The organism is Ralstonia condita (assembly GCF_958405655.1).
Lineage (GTDB): Bacteria > Pseudomonadota > Gammaproteobacteria > Burkholderiales > Burkholderiaceae > Ralstonia > Ralstonia condita.
Window position 1 is genome coordinate 825,061 of sequence record NZ_CATYWO010000002.1, and the last position, 20,737, is coordinate 845,797.

Genomic DNA, 20,737 nt, shown 5'->3' on the forward strand with positions numbered 1-20,737 from the left:
GTGTGAGCAGGTGAGCGATGGTTGGGGCGTCAGCGCATCTGCGTCAGCCAGGTCCGCCAGTCCTTGTGCTGGATGAAAGGCAGGGCGGCCGCCCGGCCCTCGAGCGCCAGCATGCGCGTCTCGCGTGGCGACATGCCGCACGCCCGGCGATAGGCGCGCGTGAAGTTCGACGCGTCGGAAAAACCGTACGTCAGTGCAATCTCCGCGACCGAGCGATGAGTTTGCGAGCGGTCGGCCAGGATGGCATGGCATTGCCGCAGGCGCTGTGCGCGAACGTAATTGACGAAGCCTCCCTCCTGCTCGAACAGGCGGTACAGTGTGGCGCGTGAGATGCCAAAGTGCGCGGCCACCCCCTCGGGCGAGAGTTCCAGATCGGCCAGGCTGTGTGCGATATGGCGGCAGATGGCGGCGAACAGGCTCTCACGCACCGCGCGCACATTCGATTCGGTCACCTGCGAATTGATGGCGGCCGCCGCCAATTGCAGCGTGCTCGGGATGACCGCCTGTATCTCGCCATCGGTCAGGTGCCCGGCCGATCGGTACAGCGCGCACAAGTGATCGCGCAGCAGTCCGATCATCGGGCTGTCCCCGCGCAGCACGCGCATGCTGAGTTCGTCCGGCGAGCGCAGCAGCGGCGCCATCAGGCGTCGCGGCACGACCAGGCTCAGGAATTGGCTGTCGGTGGTGCTGGTCGCCAACGGTTGCGCGGCATCCACGATGAACAGGTCGCCTGGGCGCGTGGCAGTGCCGGTGGCGCCGTCGCGCTGTCCGCAGCTGCCCTGCAGGTAGTACTGGAGGATGTAGGCGTCCACACCGTCACGCCCGAGCTTGGAGCGCGAGCGATCGTAGTGCTGTCCCTGCGTGTGGATCATCCCGAGGCCTGTTTCCCCGCACAGATAGGCGTCCACGCTGGCTTCGAAGCCGTGTGCCTCGGGTGCGGCGGCACGAATGTCGAACAGGACGTTGATGGCGTCGCGCCACGCCGCAAACTGCTGCTCGCGCGGCACGGAACGCGTATCGAAATGAGAGTGGGGCGCTTTGCTCACGATGGGTTCCCGAAGACCGACGTCATTGTGCAGAAGCAGCATGGCCCTGCGGCATGCCTCTGAAGTGGGGCGTGCCGCACATGCCTCGCGAAGGTGGCACGCCTGGCACGACGTCTGCCGCGTCAGTGCGCGTTGCCGCTCCGTCATCAAGGACCGCGCAACCAGCGGCAGCCGGCCAAGGCACCAGGGCACCGGTCGCCTGCGCGTCATGCAGGGTGAGACGATGGAAAATCGCCGCACAGGATTGTGCACTGCACTCCACCTGTTCAGGCGATGAAGCCCAGAGTTTTTGTCGGGTTCGCAATCGTTTGCCGTGTTTGCCCGTTGTGCCAAGTTGAATGCCAACCCACGGTCGCCGGCGGCAGGTGCAGACCTTGCTGCGGGAAGGTCTGGGTGGCGCAAGCGTGGTATCCGGTCCCGGGCCGCGGGCGGAACAGGCGCCCGTCACCGATTCCGCCAGCGTTGCCTATGCTGGGTCTGCACTCTCGGAGAACGCCATGCCAGACGATCGCGCGTCGCCCACCCCCATGCCCGCCAACCCGCATCCGCCGGTGCCGGATTCGCACGAAGAATCGCTGCTGGACGAAGGCCTGGAAGAGACCTTCCCGGCCAGCGATCCGGTGTCGGTCGATACCGGCAAGCCCGATGGGGCGCCAAAAGTGCCAGGGAGTGCGCCCAAACCGTAAAATGCGCTGTGCGTGTCAACAAAACGGCTGTTTCAGCCGTATGAGGTGACACCGGAAACAACGCGCGGATCCTGCGTGCGCGACTCGGCGGGAAGCTGGCATGCCGGCCGGAAACGGTGTCGGCGTAGCGGGAAACCACCTGCACCGGCCTGCCTCGGTCCGGCAGGGACGTCGAGGCCGTAAGCGTGATATTGGCTGCGGCGCGGCGCGCTTGTTCGCCCCAGCCCCGCTGTCTCTTTTTTGATCAACCTGGCACGGGTACGCAGCCCACGCCAGCCGGATTCCTTTTGCCTTTGCTCCATGCCTGAAGCCGCGTCCAACGACGCCAGCCCCCATCCGTCCCGACCACCGGACAGCCCATCTGCTGCCGTGTCCCCCGCTCGCCCGCGCGATCCGGGCCTGGGACTGGGCGGCTGGGCCATGATCGGCATCGTGCTCGTGTTGGGTGCGCTGGTGTTCGATAGCCTGTACGCGCTGCTCGATCACGTGCACTACGCCGACATGCTCGCTGCGCTGCAGGCCACGCCGAGCCTGCACGTATGGCTGGCCATCGTGGCCACGGCCCTCAGCTATGCGGCGCTCACCCGCTATGACGCCTCCGGCCTGCGGTATGCCGGAGCTCACATGGCACCTGGGACGGTGGCGACCACGTCGTTCATCGCCTACGCGCTGGGGAATGCCGTTGGGCTGGGTTCGCTGACCGCGAGTGCGGTGCGTACGCGTCTATACGCGGCAGCCGGCGTGGACGCGGCCCGCGTCACCGAGGCGGTCGCCTTCGACGCCGGTGCGCTTGGGGTATCGACCACGGCGTTCGGAGCAGTCGGACTGCTCTGGGGCGCGCCGCACATTGCCGCCATCACGCATTTGCCCGCAGCGCTGCTGGAGGCCGTTGCGCTGCTGGTGCTCGCCGGGGTGTTCGTGCTGTTGGCGTTGTGCATGCGCAGCCGGCACGTGACGCTGTTCGGCAGGTGGGAGATCCGCTTGCCGCCGCCCGGGCTGGCAGCGCGCCAGTTCGCCATCTCGGCGGCAGACCTGAGCGCGGCGGCGGCGGCGCTGTGGTTCCTGATGCCGGCCGGCGCGGTCGACCTGCCGACGTTTGTGGCGTTCTATGCGCTGGCGGTCACGCTGGGGGTGCTGAGCCAGAGCCCGGGTGGGCTCGGTGTGTTCGAGGCCGTCATGCTGCTTGGCTGCAGCGGTCAGTCGCCGCCCGCCGAGGTGCTCGCTGCACTGCTGTATTACCGGGCCATCTACTTTCTGCTGCCGCTCGTGGTGGCCACGGCCATGCTCGGCGTCTTCGAATTGCGCTCGGGCGCGGGCGCACCGTTCGGCCGGGCGGCGGTCAGGCTCTCGCCCGGCCTGCTGGCCGCGCTGACGATGGTGGCGGGCGTGATGCTGCTCGTCTCTGGCGTGACGCCGGCCTCCGACGAAGCCGAAGACCTCCTGCGCATGCATGTGCCACTGTTCGTGGTGGAGGCATCGCACATGATCGGCAGCGTAGCGGGGCTCATCATGCTGTTCGTCGCGCGGGGGCTGCTGCATCGGCTTGATGCCGCCTGGTGGGCGGCGCTTGTGCTGTCCGTGCTGACGGGCGTGCTGGCCTTGCCAAAGGGCATCGCCGTATCCGAGATGGCCGTGCTGGCCACGCTGGCCGCGCTGCTCGTCATTTCCCGGCGGCAGTTTGATCGGCCGTCTTCGCTGTTTTCGCAACGGCTGGAACCGGGCTGGCTGATCGCCATGGTGTGCGTGTTTGCGGCCTGCGTGTGGATTCTCTTTTTCGCCTACCGGGAAGTCGCGTACGCCAACCAGCTCTGGTGGCAGTTCACGTTTGACGGCGACGCGCCGCGCTCCATCCGCGCGCTGATGGCGGTGGCCGTCACGGGCCTCGGGTTCGGGATGTGGCAGCTCTTCCGCAAGGAGCCGGGGGTCACGACATTCCCGAGCGAGCAGGACCTCGACCGCGCCGCCGCGATCATCCGCAAGCAGCCCGCCGCCGACGCCGTGCTCGCGCTGATGGGTGACAAGAGCCTGTTGTTCTCGCCGTCGGGCAACGCCTTCATCATGTATGCCAAGCAGGGGCGTTCGTGGGTGGCGCTGTCCGATCCGGTGGGCGCGCAGCAGGAGTGGCCGGAGCTCATTTGGCGCTTCATCGAAATGGCCGATGCGCACGGCGGCCGCGCCGCGTTCTACAAGACGCGGCCGCAAACGCTGCCGCTGTACCTGGATGCAGGGCTGCGCGCCTACAAGCTGGGCGAAGAGGCCTATGTGTCGCTGCCGGAGTTCAGCCTCAAGGGATCGCGCCGCGCCAACCTGCGCCACGGCGTGACGCGCGGCGAGCGCGAGGGCCTGTCGTTCGAGATCGTGCCGGTGGAAGGTGTGCCCGCCATACTGGAAGCACTGCGTGTCATCTCTGATGAATGGCTGCGCAACCAGCACGCGCGCGAGAAGGGGTTCTCCCTCGGCGCCTTCGACGACCGCTACGTGCGCAGCCAGCCGGTGGCAGTAGTGCGCCGCGAAGGGGCTATCCTCGCGTTTGCCACGCTGATGTGCCCCGACGTGCTGCGCATCGAGGCAAGCGTTGACCTGATGCGCCAGCGCGCCAACGTGCCGCCGGGCACGATGGACTTCCTCTTCGGCAAGCTGATCCTGCATTTCCAGGCGGCGGGGTATCAGCGCTTTGGACTGGGCATGGCGCCCATGTCGGGCATGGTCGAGCATCAGCTTGCGCCACGCTGGCATCGATTCGGACGGATGATGTTCCGCCATGGCGCGCGCTTCTACAATTTCAGAGGGCTGCGCAGTTTCAAGGACAAGTTCGAGCCGGTGTGGGAACCCCGCTACCTGCTCACGCGTGGCGGACTGGCACCGCTATTCACATTGACGGACGTTGCCGCATTGATCGGCGGCGGGTTGAAGGGAGTGATCTCCAAATGAGTTGCCAAGCACCGCGCACGCAAGAGGCGCGGCACAGGGGAGCGCAGCACGGTGGCTGGCGTCTGCACATGGCTGGCGCCGTGCTTCTTGCGGCCGGTTTGACGGCATCCTGGGCCGTGGCGGCTGCCGCGCCCGCGGCGGTCTCGGCGTCCAGGACGCCGCCCGTGCAGGGGCCGGTGCTGGTACCACCCGTCGGCATGACGGGTGCCAGCGGCGTCGTGGCAGTTCCTGCTCAGGGCGATGCGCCGCCGCGTCTGCAGATGAGCGCGGCCGCCGTCACCGCCAACAAGGTCGCCAACGGCGGCGTGCTCTCGCTGCCCGTGGTGGCGCCCGCTACGTCCGCTGCCGCGCCTGGCGCCGTGGAGTTCGTCACGCACGGGCGCTTTCGCGACGTACCGGTCTACAAGCCCAAGGGCGAAATCCGCTCCGTCGTGCTCATGCTCTCGGGTGACCAGGGCTGGACGCCCGCGACATCGCGCATGGCGCAGGCCCTGGCAGAGCAAGGGGCGCTCGTGGCCGGACTGTCGACGCCGGCGCTGTTCTCCAGCCTCGAGGCCGATTTTGGCGACTGCGCCTTTCCCGATGGCGATCTCGAGAACTTCAGCCGTTTCCTGCAGGCCTACGAGAAGGTGCCGGGTTATTACCCACCCATCCTCGTGGGTGACAACGAAGGTGGCGCGCTCGCCTACGCCATGATCGCGCAGGCACGCCCGAACATCTTTGCCGCGGCCATGTCGATGGAGTTCTGCCCCGTGCTGGAGCTGCGCAAGCCGCTGTGCAAGGGTGAGGGCGTGCACTTCAGCCGCCGCCAAAGCGAGAGTCGCACCACCGCCAAGCGCAACAAGCCGCCCGAGAACGCAGGCGTGGTGCTGCTGCCGGCCACGAAGCTTTCGGCGCCCTGGGTGGCCTTGCAATCTGGCGTGCTGACGCCGTTTGCGCGGCGCTCCGGGCCGCTGTGCGAGGCGCGCGCCACGCAAACCTTCATCGACACGATTGCCGGCGCGCAGTCGGTGGCGCTGCCGCATGCTGCGCCCGCCGCCAATACGCCGCCGGTGACCGCAAGCGAACCCTTCGAGGCTGCGTTCGCCAAGCTGGTGGCACAGCGCAAGCCGCTGCCCCCGCCGCCGCCTGCCGCGGTGTCGGACTTGCCGATCATCGAGGTGGCCGCGCAACCGGGCACGTCGTCGGAACTGTTTGCCGTGCTGCTGTCGGGCGACGGCGGCTGGGCAGGGCTGGACAAGGAGGTCGCCGCCGCATTGTCCAAATCGGGTGTGCCGGTGGTCGGCATCGATTCACTGCGCTACTTCTGGACGCCGCGCACGCCGGCCTCCGCGGCAGCCGACGTCGACCGCATCGTGCGTTTCTACGCCACGCGCTGGAAGAAGCAGAAGGTCCTGCTGATCGGCTATTCGCAAGGCGCGGACGTGCTGCCCTTCATCGTCAATCGCCTGCCAGCGGCTTCGCGCGAGCATGTTGCGCTGGCCGTGATGATGGGTCTGGGCAAGCGTGCAGACTTCGAGTTTCACATGACCAACTGGATGTCGAGCAGCACCTCGGGCCTGCTGATCCTGCCCGAGGTACAGAAGCTGCCCGCAGGCCTTGGCATGTGCATCTACGGCAAGGAAGAGACGGACACCAACTGCCCGGGTCTGGACCCGAAGCAGATCCAGCTCGTGAAACTCCCGGGCGGTCATCACTTTGATGGCGACTACGCCAAGCTGGCGCGCATCATTCTGGAAGGAGCGCGCGTGGCGGGCAACGCTTCGCGCTAGGCTGCCGGCGCTGCAGCGGTGGGGCCGTCATGTCTTGGCGGACGCGTTGCTCGCCAGCGATTGCACGCATTCATCCACGCTCAGTTCGTGCAGCATCTCGGGCTGCAGCGTGGCGTCGGTCGCGCGCTGCAGGGCCGTGAGGGCACGCGGCTTGAGTCGCACGAGCATCAATCGCAAGTCGCGTGCCGTGCATTCGGCGGCAAAGATGCGCAGCGCCTCGATTGCCGAGCCGTCCACATCGGGACTCTCTTCCAGGCTCAGCATGATGGTGTGCAGCGGCGGCTCGGCCGGCGTGCGCAGCAGCGCGCGGACCTTGCCCAGCACGCGCTCTGCGTTGGCGAAGAACAAGGGCACCTCCGGCCGCACGATCAGCACGCCCGGCACCGCCTTGGCTTCCGGATGCAAGGACACATCGACAAAATCATGGCTGTCACGCAGCCGGCCCAGTTCGCTCACGTTGGGCTCCGATAGCTTGCGCAGCGTCAGCAGCAGGCTCACGCCGATGGCGGCCAGCAAGCCGTGCAGCACGCCGAGGACAAGCACGGCCAGCAGCGCGGCAATCACGACCATGCGGTCGCGATGCCATGTCCAGTAGGGCTTGAACACACTCGGATGCAGCGAGTGGCTGACAGCAAAGATCACGATGGCGGCGAGCACCGGCTCGGGGATGCGCGCGAGTTGCGGCAGGAACAGCCAGATGATCACAGCGACCACGGCCGCCGCGCAGAGGCCCGCCAGGCGCGACTGCGCGCCGGCCGCTTCGTTGGCAGAGGTGGCCGAGTACCCGGCGCCGACCGGCATGCCATGCAGCAGGCCTGAGAGCAGGTTGGCGCAGCCCAGGGCGACGAGGTCGCGGTTGGCAGAGATGCTGTCGCCGTGCTTGAGCGCAAAGTTGCGGATCGAGCCATAGGATTCCGCATAGAGGATCAGCATCAGCGCAAAGCCCAGTTCCGCGCTTTGCATCCACTGCGTGCGGTTGAGGCTGGGCACGCCAAAGCTGATGTTCTGCAGATCGATGTGGCCGACGATGGCAATGCCATAGGCATGCCAGTCGATCCAGAAGCCCGCCGCGATGGCCAGCACGATGACGAGCAGCGTGGCCGGGATGCGGCCCCATCGGCCAAGTCCGAACAGCGCCGCCAGTGCCGTCGCGCCCAGCGCGGTGCTGTAGTGGTTGGCCCCAGGCACGCTGGTGAGCAGGTCCAGCATCATGCGCGGGGTGTCGCTGTGGCGGACGGTCACATCCAGGATCTTCGGCAACTGCTTGACCGCGATGGTCAATGCCAGGCCGAAGGTGAAGCCGCGCAGCACCGGGCGTGCGATGAAATCCGACATGCCGCCCAGTCGTGCCGCGCCTGCCAGGATGAATAGCGCACCGGTTGCGATGATCAGCGCGGCTGCCAGCGTGAGCGCTGGTGAACCGTTGTTCCCGGGTTCGGAAAGCACCGTCGCGAACAGCACCGCGGCAGATGACGACGTGGCCGAGACGATGGCAAAACGGCTTGTGCCAAGCAGCGCGTACACCACCAGCCCGCAGAGCAGGGCGATCAGCCCCGCCTGCGGCGGCAGGCTGGCGATACCCGCATAGGCGACGGCCTCGGGCAGCAGCAGGCCCGCGATCGAGAGCCCCGCGATGACGTCGCGCAGCACGCGTTGCTGGGTCGGCAGCGGCGGTGTGCCCAATGGCACAAAGCGGTCGGGATGCTGCAGGGCGTTTGCGGGGTGTTCGTAGCGGGGGGGCATGCGGTACGGCGGTGCGGCGGAAAAGGAAGACGCCGCGACCCGGAGTGGGCCGCGGCGTGCATAGCGTGCTTCTGGATGACCTTACTTGGTGCAGGCCTTGCCGCGGCTCGGGCGCATGCCTTGTGCCTTGGCGTCGGCCTCGGTCATGTATTCACCTTGCTTGGTCTTGCCGTAGTAGCGATCGCCTGGGCAGTGATAAACCTTGGTGGTGGCGTTGGCCCAGACCTTGTCAGCGCCGCCGCCTGGGGCCACGCTCGCCGGTGCGGCTGCTGCTGGCTTGGCCGGTGCAGCGGCTGCCGGCTTGGCGGGGGCCGGCGCCGGCATCGGTGCCGCAGTGGTGGCCGGTGCGGGCTTGGCGGACGCGGGTGCTGCGGGTGCAGCCGCGGGCGCGGCCGGTGCGCTGGCGGCGCTGGCCTTCTTGTCGACGCCGCCATGGCCGCGGCAGGCGCCCTTGAGCGTTGCGCCGGTGTAGGGCGTGCCGTCCTTGCAGACCGCATGGACAGCGGCGGGCGCTGCGGCCGGTGCGGTGGCGGGCGCCGTCGTGCCCTGCGCAAACGCCGAGCCCATCACCAGCGCGCCCATCGAAAACATCAACGCAGACAATTTCATGTCGAGACCCTCAACGAGGCACGGAGATACGTGCGTGACCGAATAACGTCAACTGACAGTACGCGTTGACCAGACCAAGGGTTTGTCTGAGGACAAACGCATCAACATTGATCATTTCGCAACAGTTGGCAGGCAGATGTTGCGTCGTTGCAGGCTGCGGTGCCAGCGTCGCTTCAGCATAGGCAAGATCAGGCGGCCCGGCGAGGTTTCGGCGCATGTGTCGATGCCCTGCACAAGGCCCTTGACCAGCTGCGGCTGGCGCAACTGTCCGAGCCACCACCGGAGCGGGCGGCCGTCTCCGTCGGCGCTGCGCCTGCCGACGTAGAGCACATTCGGCTCGCGTGGGTCTGCCGTGCGCTGCTTCATCAGTTCACCGTGTGCAAGCAGCGATGCCGCAGTGGGAGGGAGGGCACACACCTCCGCCACTACGCCAAGGTCGCACTCCCGGTTGGGCATGGCCGGTGGCCATCGGCAACAGCAGCATCGGAGGGTCAGCCGCCCAGGCATTCGCAGGGAAAGGCGCGCGCGCGGTCATCACCGGCCGAAGCCGACGGCCATACGAGCCGATGATGAAGATGCGGCATTGACGAAACGTCAACAATTGACATATCGTCATCATCATGACACTGGCTGAAGAAAACCACCTCCTCCTGCGCGAGGGCCGCAAGATCGTCGAGGCGCTGGGCAAGACACTGGCGCCGCTCGTGGAGGTCGTGCTGCACGACCTGACGGAGCCGGACCATTCCGTCGTGGCCATCGCCAACAACCTGTCCGGCCGTCGGGCTGGCGATGCCGCCACCGAGATGGGCCTGGCGCGCATGGCCGATCCCGACTTCCCGGAAGTCATCGAAAACTATGCCAACCGGTTTCCCGACGGACGACCGGCCAAGAGCACGTCGATCGGGTTGAAGAACAGCCGTGGCGATTACGTGGCGGCCATCTGCCTGAACATGGACGTGTCCATGCTCAGCGCCATGACGGCCAGCCTCACGCAACTGATGCGCATCGATGTGGCGGCGCCCCCCGTGCCGGAATCGCTGGCGCCGCGTCGTGTGGAAGAAGTGCGCGATGCACTCGAACGCTTTGCAGCGGCGCGCAACACCACGCCCATGGCCATGACGCTGGACCAGCGTCGCGAGGCCATGCGCGAGCTGGCCGCCAGCGGCCTGCTCAACCTGCGCCGCGCCTTGACCGAAGTCGCGCAAACACTGGGCGTGGCGCGCTCCACCGTCTACACCTACCTTCCCGAGAATCCTGCATGAGCCTGCCGATCTCCTACGACGACGTCGTTGCCGCCCACGCGCGCCTGCAAGGTGTTGCCCACAAGACGCCCGTCCTGACCTCGGGCATCGCCAATGCGATGTGCGGCGCCCAGTTGTTCTTCAAGGCCGAGTGTTTCCAGCGCATGGGCGCGTTCAAGTTTCGCGGGGCGTACAACGCGCTGTCGCAGTTCACGCCGGCGCAGCGCAAGGCGGGCGTGATCACGTTCTCGTCGGGCAATCACGCACAGGCGATTGCGCTGTCGGCGCGGCTGCTGGGCATGCGCGCCGTCATCGTCATGCCCAAGGATGCGCCTGTCGTCAAAGTCGAAGCGACACGCGGCTATGGCGGCGAGGTGGTGTTCTTCGATCGCTACACCGAAGACCGCGAGGCCATCGGCCGCAAGCTGGCCGAGGAACACGGCTTGACGCTGATCCCGCCGTATGACCATCCGCATGTGATGGCCGGGCAAGGCACGGCAGCCAAGGAACTGATCGAAGAGGCCGGCCCGCTCGACGTGCTGCTGGCTCCGCTGGGCGGCGGCGGGCTGCTTTCCGGCTGCGCCACGGCGGCGCGCGCGCTGAACCCCGCGTGCAGGATCATCGGCGTGGAGCCCGAGGCTGGCAACGACGGCCAGCAGAGCTTTCGCACAGGCAAGATCGTCCATATCGACACGCCGAAGACGCTGGCCGATGGGGCGCAGACGCAGCATCTGGGCGGCTACACGTTTGCGGTGATCCGCGAGCTGGTCGAGGACATCGTCACCGTGAGCGATGCGGAGCTCGTCAGTACCATGCAGTTCTTTGCGTCACGCATGAAGGCCGTGGTCGAACCCACCGGCTGCCTGGCCGCTGCCGCAGCGTTGAATGGCAAGGTCGATGTGCGCGGCAAGCGCGTCGGCGTGATCGTGTCGGGCGGAAACGTGGATCTGCGGCTGTTTTCCAGGCTTGTGCTGGAGGCGGCATGAGCATGGGGCGCGGGCTCGGTGCGGCAGCAACGCATCCCGCCGGGATGGTGTTCGGCCACTGGCATCGCCTTGGACGGATGACGCACCCCGGGACGGCGTCCACCGTATGAATGGCGCCCGCTACCTGAACGCACCCGACTTGCGTCCGCCTGCCGGGCACTATTCGCACGCGGTCTGCGCCAACGGATTCGTGTTTGTAGCAGGGCAGATTCCCGTCACGCCGGCCGGTGAGCGGTTGGTTGCCGCGTCGTTCGAAAGGCAAGTACGGCAGGTGCTGGCCAATCTTGACGCCGTGCTGGCCGCTGCCGCAACCGACCGCTCCCGCCTGGTGCAGGTGCGCGTGTACGTGACCGACATGGAGACGCACTGGCCCGCCTTCGATGCGCTCTATCGTGATTGGATCGGCGACACGCGTCCGGCGCGCGCCGTGGTGCCGGTGCCCGCACTGCATGGCGGGGTGGCCGTGGAAATCGAAGCCGTCGCGCTGGGCGGCTGATGCAATCGCCCGATGTTGATACGTGTCAGAGAAGGGGAAGCGTGGCGGTGTGATGCGTTGTCCGTCCGTTGGCCGTTGTTGCAAAATGCGAGGAACGCCAGCCGAAGCATGCACCCCGGCTTTGAACGACACGATATTGCGCCCACATGAGCCACCCCACGCGGCAACTGACGCAGGACGACGTACCGATTGGCCAACCGCTGCCCTTTGCCCTGGCCGATGGCGCGGGTCGTCTGCTGCTGCCGGCTGGTGCCATCGTGCCCGTTGCCGAAGATGCGCGGCTGCTGTTCCAGCACGGCCCCGTGCTGGCTGCCGACCCATCGGGCGACGCGGTATCCGGCGCCCCGCTCGAAACGGCTGAGGCCAAGCCACGCCTGGGCGCCACCGGCCTGTCCATCGGTACCGTCCTGCAGGTGCAGGAGAAGTCTGCGCCGTCGCGCGCGGCCTTGCCTTGCCGCCTGATCGGTTACATCGAAGGAGAGGCGCTCTTTATCACGCAGCCCGCCGATGCGAAGCGCACGCTGCGCCCGGAAGTGCGCGACGTATTGCTGCTGCGGGGATTCTCAGGGCGAGCGGTGGTCAGCATGCTTTCCAGCGTGGTTGCGATGGGGCAGTTTCCTTCGCCCTATCTGGTGCTGGCCATGCCCACCAAGGTGCACAAGGTGCAACTGCGCAAGGCCAAGCGCGTCCAGGTGCGCATCGGCGCGACGCTGCGTGCCGAAGGGCAGGCAGCCTCGGCCGTGAAACGCGTGGCGGTCATTCGCGACATCTGCCTCAACGGTGCGCTCGTGCAGAGTGCCGATGCGTCGTTCCAGCCTGGTGATCCTCTCTGCCTGGACTTCAGCGCCTATGTGGACGGGCAGCAGGAAGATTTCTCCATCTCGGGGCGGGTTGCCAGCGGGTCGCCGGTGCACGGCGCGTCGGCAGCCGGGTTTGTGTCGTTCGGGGTGGAGTTTTCGCTGTCGAAGGAGCAGACGGCGCGCCTTTCGCACCTGATCATCGAACGGCTGGAAGAGTAGTAGCAGCGACGCTCAATCCTTACCGGCCAGCATCGTTTCCAGAAGCCACGCGCCCGCCTGGCCGAGTGGGCGCTGGCGCGACCACACCACATCCACCGGCAACTGGCGAGGCCAGCCGCGTGCCCGCACCTCATGCAGGCGATCGGCGGCGAAGTGATCGACCAGCCAGCGCGGCAGTTCGGTCCAGCCAAATCCCAGCACCGCCATCTCCAGCAACATCAGGTAGCTCGGCGCAGACCATCGCCGTGGGCTGCGCACCGGCGCGGCGTTGGCGCGCGGGCCTACGGGATCGACGAAGGTGTTCAGCCGCAGCTCGCGCGCCTCGCGCAATACCGCATGCGGAACTTCCTCCGCGCCATATCGGGCGAGCGGGTGCTGCAGCCCGACGAACAGCCCGATCTCTGATTGCTCGGCGATGGCCGCCGCGCCGATGTCGGCGGGATAAACCGTCTGCGCTGCGACCAGGCCGAGCTGGGCACGGCCCAGTTGGATGATGTCGACCACATCTTCGTGCTCGGCGATCAGGCATTCGAGTTCGAGGTCGGGGTAGCGCTGCTCCAGCGTGGCGAGCGTCTGCTCGTAACGGTCGGACTGATATGTGTCCGACACGACGAGCGTCAGGCGCGCTTCCAGGCCGCCGGCCATCTGTGCCGCCAGGCGGTCCATCTGCTCGCTGGCGTCGAGCACGCGACGCGCCTGCGTGAACATGGCCCGGCCGGCTTCGGTTAGCGTCGGCTGGCGCGTGCTGCGGTCGAACAGCGTCAGGCCCAGATCGATTTCAAGATTGGCGATGGCCTCGCTGATCGTCGACTGGCGCTTGCCCAGCTTTCGGGCTGCGGCGGAGAACGAACCGAGCGTGGCGGCTTCGGCAAAGGCGAGCAGGGCTTCGGGTGAGTGGCGCATCGGATGTTCCGGACGAGGGTGCATCGTGCAATATATCGGAAAAACCGATAGTAAAAAACTGGATAAGACGGCTGCTACCGATGAAAATCCTCCCTGTTGATTGGAGGTTATTGCAATGCAAGTTATCTACAAAACGCCAGCCGAGCGCCTTGTCCATGCGCTGACGTTCGAGCTGGTCGCCATGCTCATCTGTGCGCCGCTGTTTAGTTGGCTGATGGAGTTGCCGTTGGCTGAAATGGGCGTCATGACGCTCATGTTTGCCGCGGTGGCGATGGTATGGAACATGGTGTTCAACGCCATGTTCGAGCGCGTGGAGCGTCGCTACAGGCTTTCGCGCACCGTGGCCGTGCGCGTGGTGCATGCCTGTCTGTTCGAGGGCGGTCTGGTCCTGATGCTGGTGCCGCTGGCGGCGTGGTGGCTCGACGTGGGCCTGTGGGAAGCGTTCGTGCTCGACATCGGCATCATGCTGCTGTTCCTGCCGTACACGTTCTTCTTCAACTTTGCGTATGACCACTTGCGCGCACGCTGGACGACGCGCCGCGCGCTGGCCTGACGCCGAGGCGCTGCCTCAACAAGCGCCGGGTGCGGTCGGCTGTCGACGGCTTTACCTGGCGATGTCTGCGCCGCGCTCCGTCAGCAAGTCCCGCAGCACGGAGCGATGGCAGTGCGCCTCGTCCTCGCAATAGCAGCCGATCGCCAGATTGGTCTGATGGGACAGCGCCGCCAGCATGTCGAGCAGGCGCGCGGCGTCGCCGTCGCGCATTTCGGCGCGGAAGTGGCGCACGAAGGTTTGCCAGCCTTTTTCGTCGTGCTTGGATTGCGCGGCCAGCGCTTGCTTGACGAGTTCCGGCGTGGGCGAGAGCAGCGGCATCCACACGTCGTAGAAATCGCGGCTGGCGAATGCTTCCTTGGGCACACCGCGCGGCGGGCGCCGCACGGTGCCGATGCGCAAGCCTTCATCGGGGTAACGCGGCTCGCCGAGCCGGACGATGCGTAGTGCCATGGACTGCCTCCGTGCGGATGCCGCGCGTTGTGATCGGACGTGATGCGTTACGAACCCGGCCGGTTCTGCACCGTCGGGAAAAACACATCCTTCCACGACGCGGGCTTGTTCTTGAGCGTGCCCACGCGCTGCATGAACTCAGCATAGTGCGCGACGCCCACCGGCGTGGTCGTGAAGCGCGAATCTGGATCGTCCAGGATCTTCTTCACGTCTTCCGGTGAACTCTTCACCTTCGATTGCGCAATGTAGATCTGCGCGGCCTTGGTCTTGTCCTTGGCGATGAGGGCGTTGGCTTCATCCAGCGCGGCCACGAAGGCCGCCGACAGCTTCGGGTTGGCCTCGTAGAACTTCTTGCTGGTGTAGGTCATGTCCAGCGTGATGTTGCCGAGCACGTCAACCGTGTTGAACACGCGGTGCAGGCCGGGCGCCGCGGCCTCGGTGTACGAGAACGGCGGCGAGGCCATGTGGCTGTTGATCTGGCTGCCGCCGGCCAGCATGACGGCGGTGGCGTCGGGGTGCGGCAGCGGCACGGTGATCGGGTCAAGCTTGTTGAATTGCTTGTCGCCGAAGGTCTTGGCGGCAGCCATCTGAAGCACCACGGCCGGCAGCGAGGTCTTGATGCCGGGCACGGCAATGCGGTCCTTGTCGGAGAAATCGGCCAGCGCCTTCACGTTCGGGTTGCGCGTCATCAGGTACATCGACGATGAGCTGAGCGACGACAGCCCGCGCACTTCCATCGCGCTGCCGCGGGTCTTGTCCCACAGCGTGAGGAAGCCCGGCACGCCCAGCGAGGCGATGTCCAGCGCGCCCGAGAGCATGGCGTCGTTGATGACGTTGCCGCCATCGAGGATGCGGTAGTTGACCTTGACGTCGCCCAGGCCGGCCGCCTTGGCTTGCTTCTCCAGCAGGTGCTCGCTGGCCATCACCATGATGGGGAGGTAGAGGATGCCGTAGCCGTGGGAGATGCGGACTTCGGTGGCTTCTGCGTGGGCGGTGCTGATGGTGCCGCCCAGGAGCGATGCGGCCAGCGTGGTGGCCATGGTCAGGCGGAGGATGGTGCGGCGGGGTTGGTGCATGTGTTGTCTCCTTGTTGCGCTGTTGGTCTTTATGTTTGTTGGTGGTGTATCCCTTGTTTCACCCCCTGCCGGGGGCGACTCACTTTCTTTGTCTTGCCAAAGAAAGTAAGCAAAGAAAGGCGCGCCCGATGCGGCGGCTTCCCCTTGAATTTCTGTGACCGTGCGGGGAAGGAGGCAAACTCGCTTCGCTCAGACAAGCCTCCTTCCTTTTTCCGCCCGCTCACAAAAATTCAAGGCGCCGCATAGGGCAGGGTACGGCCAAACCGTCGAGGGGCGACTGTGAGCGCCTGGACGGTTTCGGTATTCAAGCGCGCCCTTAGTTCTGCATGCCCCAGCGTTTGACGGTGCGGGCTTCCAGCGTGCGGAATACCAGGTTCTCTACCAGCAGGCCGATGATGATCACCGTCAGCAGACCCGCAAAGACTTCGGGAATCTGCAGTTGGTTCTTGTTCTCGTAGATGTACCAGCCGAGGCCGCCCTGGCCGGAGCTGACGCCAAACACCAGTTCCGATGCGATCAACGTGCGCCATGCGAATGCCCAGCCGATCTTCAGGCCGGTGAGGATGGAGGGGAACGCGGCTGGGATCAGGATCTTGGTCAGGTACCCCATGCCGGATAGCCCGTAGTTGCGGCCCACCATGCGCAGCGTGTTCGATACCGACAGAAAGCCGGCATGCGTGTTGAGCGACACCGCCCACACCACGGAATGCACGATCACGAAGATCAGGCTGCCGTTGCCGAGACCAAACCACACGAGTGCGATCGGCAGCAGCGCAATGGCGGGCAGCGGGTTGAACATGGCGGTGAGCGTTTCCAGGAAGTCCTGCCCGAGCCGGTTGCTGATGCCCAGTACCACCAATGCGCACGACAGGGCCAGGCCAAGCGCGTAGCCCGCCAGCAGCGTTTGCATTGACGTGCCGATGCGAGCGAACAGTGTGCCGCTGGCCAGCCCTGCCCACAGCGCCTGCACGGTGTCGGAGAAGGTCGGCATCAGCAGCGGGTTGTCGAGCCAGCGCGCTCCGCCTTCCCACGCGAGTGCCAGCACGACGAGGATGACGAGCTTGCGCAGCCACGCCTGTTCGTACAAACGCTCGGCAATCGAGAGCGGCTTTTCCACCACGCCGATGCGCTCGAACGCCACGGGTGTGCTGTAGACGGGCGCGCGGTTGCTGATGTCGGTGGTGGCCGGCATGGAAAGGGTTTCAGTCTGCATGGGTTTCCTCCACCGTGCGGGCGAACAGCATGTCGTGGATCTCGGCTTCGAGGGCTTTGAAGCGCTCCGGGTCATCATCGCCGCGCGCAAGGCTCGGCAGCTCGGCGCGGACTTGGCCCGGATGCGGCGAAAGGATCAGGATGCGGCTGCCGCAGCGGATCGCCTCCGGAATCGAGTGCGTGACGAACAGCACGGTGAAGCGCGTTTCATCCCACAGTTGCAGCAGCTCGTCCTGCATCTTGCGGCGCGTGAGCGCATCGAGCGCGGCGAAGGGCTCGTCCATCAGCAGCACGTCGGGCTCCATGGCCATGCCGCGTGCGATGGCCACGCGTTGCTTCATCCCGCCCGACAGCATGTGCGGGTGGTGGTCGGCAAATTTGGTGAGATTGACCTTGTTGATGTAGTGCAGGGCGCGTTCTTCGGCCTCACGCGCGCCCAGCTTGCCCGTGGAGAGCAGCGGGAACAGCACGTTCTCTTTCACGGTCTTCCACGGCAGGAGCTGGTCGAACTCTTGGAACACCATCATGCGATCGGGGCCCGGCTTGGTCACGGGCTGGCCTTTCAGGCGGATCTCGCCTTCGGTGGGCGTGAGGTAGCCGCCGATGGCCTTGAGCAATGTCGATTTACCGCAGCCCGATGGGCCCAACAAGATGTAGCGCTCGCCGGGGTAGACCTGAAAGTCGACGCGGTAGGTGGCGGTCACCAGATGCTGGCGCGTCTTGTACTGCAGCGTGACGCCGCGCACGTCCAGCAGCGGCGGCGCGGTCGATGAGTTGGCCTGCATGATGTTGTCTCCTGTGTGTGTTTTTGTCGGGTTGGGTGGCAGCGTGGGAGGGCGTTACCGGATATCCACGTGGTACCGGAAGTGCGCCGCCGCGCCGCGCGAGCGCCGCCATTCAAGCGGCACCCGGTCGTAGCCGCGCGCAACGCGTTCGATGACCATCACCGGATCGCCGGGCTGGATGCGCAACAGCCGCGCGTACGTTGCGTTGACGGCCTCGGCGGTAAGCGTTTCTTCAGCGCTGGCGATGATCTGGCCGCAGTGGGATTCGTACAGCGGATACAGCAGGTCGCCAAACGCGTCGAGTTCCAGCGTGGCGAGCGGGGCGAAACGGTCGTACGGCAGCCAGATTTCTTCGGCCAGCATGGGCGCGCCATCCAGCAGGCGCAGCCGGGTGAGGCGAATGACCGGTGAGCCCGTTTCGATCTGCAGGCCCGCAGCCGGTGCGGACGGTGCATCCAGCACGTCACGCTTGAGAATGCGGCTCTCAGGAATGCGTCGCTCGCCGCTTTCACTCTGGAAACGGAAGAACCGGAACAAGGAGCTGGCAAAGCTGGCGCGCCGCACAAAGGTGCCGCGGCCTTGAAAGCGTTCGAGCAGGCCTTCGGCCACCAACACGTCGACGGCTTTGCGGACCGTGCCGACGGCCACGTTGTACGTCTTGGCAAGCTCGGCTTCGGTGGGGATGGCGTCGCCCGGGCGCCAGTGCTGTTGGGCGATCTGCGCGGCCAGATCGTCGCGCAATTGCTGATAGCGGGGCAGGCGGAGATCGGCGGGCATGAGGTATCTGAAGTGGTCAACTATTCATCTATATGATTTGTCATTGTAGGGAGCTTGCGAGCGGCTGGCATTACAGGAAAACCCGCAGGGCCCGGTCGAATCGACACGGGCCCTGCGGGTTTTTGAGAGAACTGCTGAGTTAAGAATTAACGCGTGGCGCGAGCCGAAGCCGGCAGCGGCTCAGTCTGTTGTGCCTTCGGACGGCGCAGCAGCCGCAGCGCATACCAGGCCAGCACAAGCGCACCGATGGCGAACACGATGTCACCCGGCACGCGCAGCCAGACCAGCGTTTCCATCACCTTCGAGTGCACCACCTCCGGCGAGCGGGCGTACCACATGCCCTTGGTGACGCTGGCCCAGGCCTGGTAAATGCCGGCCGGCAGCAACGACATGAACACCATCATCGCCAGGCCGATGTTCAGGCTCCAGAACGCGGGCTTGAGCAGGCGGTCGGCATGCAGGCTGCGGGCATACAGGCCGCGCAGGCAGAACAGCATCAGGCCGATACCGAGCATGCCGTACACCCCGAACAGTGCGGCGTGCCCGTGGGCGGCCGTCATGTTCAGGCCCTGCACGTAGTACAGCGAAGCCGGCGGGTTGATGGCGAAGCCCAGCAGGCCAGCGCCCACGGTGTTCCAGAAGCCCACGGCCACGAAGCACAGCACCGGCCACTTGTAGGCGCCAAGCCACGGCGTATCCTTCGTGCGGCGATAGTTCTGCAGCGCTTCCAGCCCGATCAGCGTAAGCGGCACGACTTCCAGCGCCGAGAACACCGCGCCGACCGAGATGATCGACGTCGGCGTGCCCGTGAAGTACAGGTGGTGCAGGGTACCCAGGATGCCGCCGAACAGGAACACGATCGTCTCTGCCACGATGGCGCGGTTGGCGCTGCTGGCACGAATCAGGCCCAGGCGTGTGAAGATCAGCGCGATGACGGCGGTGGCGAACACTTCAAAGAAGCCCTCCACCCACAGGTGGACGAGCCACCAGCGCCAGTATTCGATCATCGAATAGTGCGTGTGTTGGTCCCACACCAGCGACGTCGAATAGAAACCGCCGATGCACGTGGCCGACAGGAACACCATGGCGATCAGCCCGCGCGATTCCGACGGCGTCTTCAGCGCCGGCCACAGGGCGCGGCCGAGCAGCACCACCCAGAACAGCAGGCCGATAAACAGCAGGATTTGCCACACGCGGCCCATGCTGGTGTATTCCAGGCCCTGATTGCCGACCCAGAAGCCGAAGTCCGCGCCGCGATGTTGCAGCGTGCCGAGCCAGCCCGTGGCGATCGAACCCACCACGATGAAGATCAGCGCCCAGAACAGTACATCAACGCCCAGCTTCTGGAGCTTCGGTTCACGCCCCGACAGCAGCGGCGCAATGTACAGGCCCGTGGCCAGCCATGCCGTGGCAATCCACAGCACGCCAAGCTGCGTATGGACCGTGCGGCTGATGACATACGGCAGCACCTGCGCCAGCGGAATCCCGAAGAACGATTCGCCTTCCACCGCATAGTGCGCGGTGATGGCGCCCATGCCGATCTGCACCAGCATCAGGCCGATCACGGCAAAGAAGTACTTGCGCGTGGCCTTCATCGACGGTGTCGCGACCGCATTGAGGAAAGGGTCCGCCGCCAGCGGCTTGGCCTCTTCCTCGTGCTTGCTGCTGCCATGAATCCACAGCATGGCCGCAATGCCGCCCAGCAGCAGGATGATGCTCACCATCGACCACATGGCTGCACCGCCCGTCATGGTGTTGCCCACCAGCGGCTCATGCGGCCAGTTGCTGGTGTACGACAGGTCGGTTTCGCCCGGGCGGTCGGTAGCGGCTGCCCACGACGTCCAGAAGAAGAACGCCGCCAGGGCCTCGCGGTCCTCCTGCTTCGGCAGCACGCCAGTGCCCATCGCATATTGATCGCGCAGCGTGGCGAGCGACGGATCGGTGCCGAACAGGCCTTCGAAGTGCTGCGCAACTTCCTGGATGGCGCGGGCACGATCCGCCGAGACTGTGATGCTGTCGTGCGTCGGGTCATACGTATTGCGGCGCATCTCTTCCTTCACGGCCGCATCGACGGCGGCTTGCTGTGAAGCCGTCAGCGGTGCGGTCGTGCCGAATTGCTGTTGCGTGCGGATCGTCTGCAGAGTGGTTGCCTCGCGGTGCAGCCAATCGGCTGACCAGTCTGGTGCGACATAGCTGCCGTGGCCCCAGACGGTGCCAAGCTGCTGGCCGCCTGCCGCGAGCCAGGCTTGTTGGCCGCGCTGGATCTGTTCACCGGTAAAGAGCACGCCACCGGTGGTGGTGACGACTGCCTGCGGGATCGGCGGCGCGGCCAGATAGATCTGCCGCCCCAGATAGCCGAGTGCCCCGAATGACAGGACGAAGATCAGGCCGAGCCACCGCCACAGCCTACCGTTGGTTTTCATGACAAGGTTCCTCGCAAGAGTGCAATAGG

The 20,737-nt window shown here is 65.9% G+C and carries 18 protein-coding genes and 1 pseudogene; 8 read left to right on the forward strand and 11 right to left on the reverse strand.

Features of this window, described 5'->3' with window-relative positions:
* Window positions 1-29: 29 nt before the first annotated feature.
* The gene (locus R2N03_RS10260) at window positions 30-1,046 is read right to left on the reverse strand and encodes a helix-turn-helix domain-containing protein (protein ID WP_316657462.1); all 1,017 of its coding nucleotides are present in this window, start codon (window positions 1,044-1,046) and stop codon (window positions 30-32) included.
* 497 nt (window positions 1,047-1,543) lie between these two features.
* Between R2N03_RS10260 and R2N03_RS10265 the strand changes: the two genes are divergently transcribed.
* The 3 genes from R2N03_RS10265 to R2N03_RS10275 all read left to right on the forward strand — a co-directional run bounded on the left by R2N03_RS10265 (window position 1,544) and on the right by R2N03_RS10275 (window position 6,435).
* Window positions 1,544-1,732 carry a hypothetical protein gene (locus tag R2N03_RS10265; protein ID WP_316657463.1) on the forward strand — a complete coding sequence of 63 codons (189 nt, stop codon included), beginning with the start codon at window positions 1,544-1,546 and terminating at the stop codon, window positions 1,730-1,732.
* Between the two features lie 300 nt (window positions 1,733-2,032).
* Window positions 2,033-4,663 carry a bifunctional lysylphosphatidylglycerol flippase/synthetase MprF gene (mprF, locus tag R2N03_RS10270; protein WP_316657464.1) on the forward strand — a complete coding sequence of 877 codons (2,631 nt, stop codon included), beginning with the start codon at window positions 2,033-2,035 and terminating at the stop codon, window positions 4,661-4,663.
* Entirely contained in the window at window positions 4,660-6,435 is a 1,776-nt protein-coding gene (locus tag R2N03_RS10275; protein WP_316657465.1) for a virulence factor family protein, read from the forward strand. Before mprF ends, R2N03_RS10275 begins: the two co-directional genes overlap by 4 nt.
* A 27-nt stretch (window positions 6,436-6,462) precedes the next feature.
* On the opposite strand, the gene R2N03_RS10280 is transcribed toward R2N03_RS10275, so the two are convergent.
* The 3 genes and pseudogenes from R2N03_RS10280 to R2N03_RS10290 form a co-directional block, all read right to left on the reverse strand.
* The gene (locus tag R2N03_RS10280) at window positions 6,463-8,178 is read right to left on the reverse strand and encodes a SulP family inorganic anion transporter (protein WP_316657466.1); all 1,716 of its coding nucleotides are present in this window, start codon (window positions 8,176-8,178) and stop codon (window positions 6,463-6,465) included.
* Between the two features lie 81 nt (window positions 8,179-8,259).
* A complete protein-coding gene (locus R2N03_RS10285) occupies window positions 8,260-8,787 on the reverse strand; it encodes a DUF3761 domain-containing protein (protein WP_316657467.1) in 528 nt (175 codons plus the stop codon).
* Between the two features lie 210 nt (window positions 8,788-8,997).
* Window positions 8,998-9,180, reverse strand: a pseudogene (locus R2N03_RS10290) (LysR family transcriptional regulator); the annotation flags it as partial.
* Between the two features lie 227 nt (window positions 9,181-9,407).
* Here R2N03_RS10290 and R2N03_RS10295 point away from each other — a divergent pair.
* The 4 genes from R2N03_RS10295 to R2N03_RS10310 all read left to right on the forward strand — a co-directional run bounded on the left by R2N03_RS10295 (window position 9,408) and on the right by R2N03_RS10310 (window position 12,529).
* Window positions 9,408-10,049 carry a helix-turn-helix transcriptional regulator gene (locus R2N03_RS10295; RefSeq protein ID WP_316657468.1) on the forward strand — a complete coding sequence of 214 codons (642 nt, stop codon included), beginning with the start codon at window positions 9,408-9,410 and terminating at the stop codon, window positions 10,047-10,049.
* Window positions 10,046-11,014: a threo-3-hydroxy-L-aspartate ammonia-lyase gene (locus tag R2N03_RS10300; protein ID WP_316657469.1), complete on the forward strand. Its 969-nt coding sequence runs from the start codon at window positions 10,046-10,048 to the stop codon at window positions 11,012-11,014. Before R2N03_RS10295 ends, R2N03_RS10300 begins: the two co-directional genes overlap by 4 nt.
* A gap of 106 nt (window positions 11,015-11,120) precedes the next feature.
* Window positions 11,121-11,510 carry a RidA family protein gene (locus R2N03_RS10305; RefSeq protein ID WP_316657470.1) on the forward strand — a complete coding sequence of 130 codons (390 nt, stop codon included), beginning with the start codon at window positions 11,121-11,123 and terminating at the stop codon, window positions 11,508-11,510.
* A 146-nt stretch (window positions 11,511-11,656) separates the two neighbouring features.
* Window positions 11,657-12,529: a flagellar brake domain-containing protein gene (locus R2N03_RS10310; protein ID WP_316657471.1), complete on the forward strand. Its 873-nt coding sequence runs from the start codon at window positions 11,657-11,659 to the stop codon at window positions 12,527-12,529.
* Window positions 12,530-12,541: 12 nt separating this feature from the next.
* On the opposite strand, the gene R2N03_RS10315 is transcribed toward R2N03_RS10310, so the two are convergent.
* A complete protein-coding gene (locus R2N03_RS10315) occupies window positions 12,542-13,432 on the reverse strand; it encodes a LysR family transcriptional regulator (RefSeq protein ID WP_316657472.1) in 891 nt (296 codons plus the stop codon).
* 115 nt (window positions 13,433-13,547) lie between these two features.
* Between R2N03_RS10315 and R2N03_RS10320 the strand changes: the two genes are divergently transcribed.
* Complete coding sequence (locus tag R2N03_RS10320; RefSeq protein WP_316657473.1) at window positions 13,548-13,985, forward strand: multidrug/biocide efflux PACE transporter; 438 nt, start codon at window positions 13,548-13,550, stop codon at window positions 13,983-13,985.
* 51 nt (window positions 13,986-14,036) lie between these two features.
* On the opposite strand, the gene R2N03_RS10325 is transcribed toward R2N03_RS10320, so the two are convergent.
* From R2N03_RS10325 to R2N03_RS10350, 6 genes are all read right to left on the reverse strand, one after another.
* Complete coding sequence (locus R2N03_RS10325) at window positions 14,037-14,435, reverse strand: DUF488 domain-containing protein (RefSeq protein ID WP_316657474.1); 399 nt, start codon at window positions 14,433-14,435, stop codon at window positions 14,037-14,039.
* 47 nt (window positions 14,436-14,482) lie between these two features.
* Window positions 14,483-15,511, reverse strand: a complete 1,029-nt coding sequence (locus R2N03_RS10330; protein WP_316657475.1) for an ABC transporter substrate-binding protein — start codon at window positions 15,509-15,511, stop codon at window positions 14,483-14,485.
* Window positions 15,512-15,827: 316 nt separating this feature from the next.
* Window positions 15,828-16,724, reverse strand: coding sequence for an ABC transporter permease (locus R2N03_RS10335; protein WP_316657476.1), 897 nt, complete (start codon window positions 16,722-16,724; stop codon window positions 15,828-15,830).
* Window positions 16,714-17,508 (reverse strand): ABC transporter ATP-binding protein, encoded by a 795-nt coding sequence (locus R2N03_RS10340; RefSeq protein ID WP_232039974.1) that lies wholly within the window; start codon window positions 17,506-17,508, stop codon window positions 16,714-16,716. The genes R2N03_RS10335 and R2N03_RS10340 overlap by 11 nt, the downstream gene beginning before the upstream one ends.
* Window positions 17,509-17,562: 54 nt before the next feature.
* Entirely contained in the window at window positions 17,563-18,285 is a 723-nt protein-coding gene (locus tag R2N03_RS10345) for a GntR family transcriptional regulator (protein ID WP_024978366.1), read from the reverse strand.
* A gap of 146 nt (window positions 18,286-18,431) precedes the next feature.
* Window positions 18,432-20,708 (reverse strand): nitric-oxide reductase large subunit, encoded by a 2,277-nt coding sequence (locus tag R2N03_RS10350; protein WP_316657477.1) that lies wholly within the window; start codon window positions 20,706-20,708, stop codon window positions 18,432-18,434.
* Window positions 20,709-20,737 lie beyond the last annotated feature (29 nt).

Excerpts from the sequence above, each read along its gene's own strand:
- R2N03_RS10310 (WP_316657471.1), top strand. The coding sequence starts at position 11,657 with ATGAGCCACCCCACGCGGCAACTGACGCAGGACGACGTACCGATTGGC.
- R2N03_RS10265 (WP_316657463.1), top strand. The coding sequence starts at position 1,544 with ATGCCAGACGATCGCGCGTCGCCCACCCCCATGCCCGCCAACCCGCAT.
- R2N03_RS10325 (WP_316657474.1), bottom strand. The coding sequence starts at position 14,435 with ATGGCACTACGCATCGTCCGGCTCGGCGAGCCGCGTTACCCCGATGAA.
- R2N03_RS10285 (WP_316657467.1), bottom strand. The coding sequence starts at position 8,787 with ATGAAATTGTCTGCGTTGATGTTTTCGATGGGCGCGCTGGTGATGGGC.
- R2N03_RS10330 (WP_316657475.1), bottom strand. The coding sequence starts at position 15,511 with ATGCACCAACCCCGCCGCACCATCCTCCGCCTGACCATGGCCACCACG.
- R2N03_RS10345 (WP_024978366.1), bottom strand. The coding sequence starts at position 18,285 with ATGCCCGCCGATCTCCGCCTGCCCCGCTATCAGCAATTGCGCGACGAT.
- R2N03_RS10315 (WP_316657472.1), bottom strand. The coding sequence starts at position 13,432 with ATGCGCCACTCACCCGAAGCCCTGCTCGCCTTTGCCGAAGCCGCCACG.
- R2N03_RS10340 (WP_232039974.1), bottom strand. The coding sequence starts at position 17,508 with ATGCAGGCCAACTCATCGACCGCGCCGCCGCTGCTGGACGTGCGCGGC.
- R2N03_RS10280 (WP_316657466.1), bottom strand. The coding sequence starts at position 8,178 with ATGCCCCCCCGCTACGAACACCCCGCAAACGCCCTGCAGCATCCCGAC.
- R2N03_RS10295 (WP_316657468.1), top strand. The coding sequence starts at position 9,408 with ATGACACTGGCTGAAGAAAACCACCTCCTCCTGCGCGAGGGCCGCAAG.
- mprF (WP_316657464.1), top strand. The coding sequence starts at position 2,033 with ATGCCTGAAGCCGCGTCCAACGACGCCAGCCCCCATCCGTCCCGACCA.
- R2N03_RS10350 (WP_316657477.1), bottom strand. The coding sequence starts at position 20,708 with ATGAAAACCAACGGTAGGCTGTGGCGGTGGCTCGGCCTGATCTTCGTC.
- R2N03_RS10320 (WP_316657473.1), top strand. The coding sequence starts at position 13,548 with ATGCAAGTTATCTACAAAACGCCAGCCGAGCGCCTTGTCCATGCGCTG.
- R2N03_RS10275 (WP_316657465.1), top strand. The coding sequence starts at position 4,660 with ATGAGTTGCCAAGCACCGCGCACGCAAGAGGCGCGGCACAGGGGAGCG.
- R2N03_RS10300 (WP_316657469.1), top strand. The coding sequence starts at position 10,046 with ATGAGCCTGCCGATCTCCTACGACGACGTCGTTGCCGCCCACGCGCGC.
- R2N03_RS10335 (WP_316657476.1), bottom strand. The coding sequence starts at position 16,724 with ATGCAGACTGAAACCCTTTCCATGCCGGCCACCACCGACATCAGCAAC.
- R2N03_RS10305 (WP_316657470.1), top strand. The coding sequence starts at position 11,121 with ATGAATGGCGCCCGCTACCTGAACGCACCCGACTTGCGTCCGCCTGCC.